Source organism: Pseudanabaena sp. 'Roaring Creek', assembly GCF_001402795.1.
Lineage (GTDB): Bacteria > Cyanobacteriota > Cyanobacteriia > Pseudanabaenales > Pseudanabaenaceae > Pseudanabaena.
In genome coordinates, this window is record NZ_LIRE01000495.1 from 1 (window position 1) to 2,860 (window position 2,860).

The window sequence follows — 2,860 nt, forward strand, 5'->3', positions numbered from 1 at the left end:
CTTACACCGAGGGCTGAGCGAAGTCGAAGCCCGTCTACAAGTTATTTAAAACGACTATATACCAATTCACGAAAATGTGACAACAAGTGAATTAAAAACCAAACCTAGTAAGGGTTTGAAAAGCTAAAAATGGCTACGGCATTTTCGGTATTAAGGATTAGACATTGCACCGCAACGTCTAACCCTTATTTCTTGGTGAGGCTGGAAAGGTGGTAAGAGGATAGATTCGAGAGCAATAGGGTTCGCTATGCGGGGGATACTCGCCTTTGGTTTTAGATTGCATTGCGCCTAGCTACTTAAAAAATTTCATAGGAGCTTATTTCTAGCGATAGCGATAGGGAATCTAAAACCTAGAGGCTTTCCGTGGGAATTTCTTTGGGTGTCGTATCAGGGAATCGGCGACGTAATCCATAGAGCCAAACTAAGCCTAAAGTCCCCACAGCGATCGATACAAGACTGACGATCTGGGCGGTACGAAGCTGACCTACCATTAAACTGTCGGTGCGCAAGCCTTCAATCCAAAACCGACCGATACTATAGGCGATCGCATACATCATCGTAATTGTGCCAGTTCTCAGTTTAGGGAACCTCAAGAAGGCAAATATTAAGATCGCAAATACACCGATATTCCAAAGGGATTCATATAAAAAAGTGGGATGGAAGTAAGCTTCATTCAGCAATTCTGGGGGACGGCGATTCACTGGAATAAATAATTTCCAAGGTAAATCTGTGGGGCTGCCAAAAGCTTCAGAATTAAAAAAGTTCCCCCATCGACCGATCGCTTGTCCTAAAATCACCGCAGGCATAATGATATCTGCCATCAGCCATGTGGAAATTTGTTGGCGTTTGCAAAATATAGTTGCCGCGATCGCCCCGCCAATAATTGCCCCATGAATCGCAATCCCACCTTCCCAGATAGCAAATACTTTGTACCAAGGTTGCACTTGGAAACGCTGCCATTCAAATAGGACGTAGTAAAAGCGAGCGCAGGGAATTGCGCCGACGACAAGCCAGATCGCTAAATCGCCGACTATTTCTGGATCGACATTGCGCTTTTTGGCGAGGGTTTGGGCTAGTAAAGTGCCCAAGATAATTGCGGAAGCAATTAGCAAACCGTACCAACGGATGGAAATCGGGCCAATTTCAAAGGCGATCGGTCCTGGAGAGGTAAATTCAAAAGCAAACGGCAACAAATTAAACATCCCTTTTCCTTTTTACTTGTAACGTATTCCTGCTTGCTTAAGTCGATTTAGCGCTTCGCCTAAGCGATCGCAATCGGCGATCAAACTAATTCTGACATAGCCTTCACCACCTTGCCCAAAGGCACTACCAGGAGTAAAGACGACACCCGTACTTTCTAATACCTTTAAGGCAAAGTCCGCAGAGGTCATCCCCACTGGCACTGGAATCCACAGATACATCGTGGCATAGGTTTTAGGAATCTCCCAGCCCAGTTCGCCCAATCCTGAGATCAAGAAATCGCGACGTTCCTTGTAGCGATCGCAGACTTCTTCGAGGTACTTGTCAGGCAGTTGTAAGGCAGTCTCCGCCGCGACTTGAATCGCCGAAAAAATCCCATAATCGAGGTTAGTTTTCAGAGTTCGCAACCCCTGAATAATATGGCGATTGCCCACCACAAAGCCGACGCGCCAGCCTGCCATATTGTAGGTTTTGGAGAGGGTATGAAACTCTACACCCACTTCTTTACCGCCTTCGATTTCCAGCAAACTCGTTGGTTGATACCCATCAAAAGCAAGTTCGGCATAGCAGAGATCGTGCACCAAAAGAATTTCATATTTCTTGGCAAAGGCGACGACCTCTTCAAAAAATTCGCGGGGGGCGATCGCTCCTGTAGGGTTGGCAGGATAGTTAAAGTACATCACTTTAGCCCTTTGAGCGACTTCCTCGGGAATTGCCGATAGATCGATCAACCAGTCTTGTTCGGGCTTGAGGATCATTTCATAGATCTCCCCACCCGCTAATAAAGGACCGCGAAAATGAGCAGGATAGGCGGGACTGGGGACGAGAACGAGATCTCCTGGATCGATATAGGCGATCGCCAAATGTCCTAAACCCTCTTTAGAACCAATGAGGGGCAGGGCTTCTCCTTCTGAATCCAACTGCACGTTGTAGCGACGCTTATACCAATCGGTAATCGCTCGACGAAAACTAGCCGTCCCTTCAAAGGGAGGATAGCCGTGATTTTTAGGGTTTTGGAGCGCCGAAATAGCGGCTTCAACCACTGGCGCTGGGGTTGGTCCGTCGGGATTGCCCATCCCCAAATCGATCAAATCTAAACCTTGCTCTTTCGCTCGTAGCTTCAACTCATCTAAGCGGGCAAAAACATATGGAGGGAGTTTTTCAAGTCGCTGAGCGGGTTTGAGCCAAGTCTTCATTTGTGTTTTGAGAGCGTATAAGGTGAGTGTAGATAAACTATGGTGGCAAAGCCACTACAGCTTAATTAGAATTTTTATAGAAACTCGATCTTAATAGAAATTGCCAGCGCGATCGCACTTGCTACGAGAAAGTAAACAGTTAAATAATGTCAGTTCGAGTTAAGCTGGCAAATTTTAAAAGCCCAAAAGTAAAAGCCTTGCTAGCAAGGCTTTTACTTTTGGGTTTTTGAGACAGGGTTTGCCATGCAAACCCTGTCTCAAAAACCGTTTCCAATTATCCCGAACTCCCGTTATACCAATTCCCAAAAGCGTGACTACACTTTTGGGAATTAAAACCCAAACCCAGCAAGGGTTTTACAATCACAAAATGGTATAGCCATTTTGTGATTTGGTATTATATAGCTGCCGCCAACTGTATCAGGACATAAAACCCCAAAGAGAGTTGCCGCACGGAGCGCGGCAAC

At 46.1% G+C, this 2,860-nt stretch carries 2 protein-coding genes; both read right to left on the reverse strand.

Annotated features, from left to right (window positions below; translation table 11 throughout):
* Positions 1 to 350: 350 nt before the first annotated feature.
* Entirely contained in the window at positions 351 to 1,202 is an 852-nt protein-coding gene (gene lgt / locus AC805_RS15425) for a prolipoprotein diacylglyceryl transferase (protein ID WP_055076245.1), read from the reverse strand.
* 12 nt (positions 1,203 to 1,214) lie between these two features.
* Positions 1,215 to 2,396, reverse strand: coding sequence for an aspartate aminotransferase (locus AC805_RS15430; RefSeq protein WP_055076246.1), 1,182 nt, complete (start codon positions 2,394 to 2,396; stop codon positions 1,215 to 1,217).
* Between the last annotated feature and the right edge of the window lie 464 nt (positions 2,397 to 2,860).

What these genes read in the sequence shown, in the direction of transcription:
- lgt (WP_055076245.1), bottom strand. Translation starts at nt 1,202, where the DNA reads ATGTTTAATTTGTTGCCGTTTGCTTTTGAATTTACCTCTCCAGGACCG.
- AC805_RS15430 (WP_055076246.1), bottom strand. Translation starts at nt 2,396, where the DNA reads ATGAAGACTTGGCTCAAACCCGCTCAGCGACTTGAAAAACTCCCTCCA.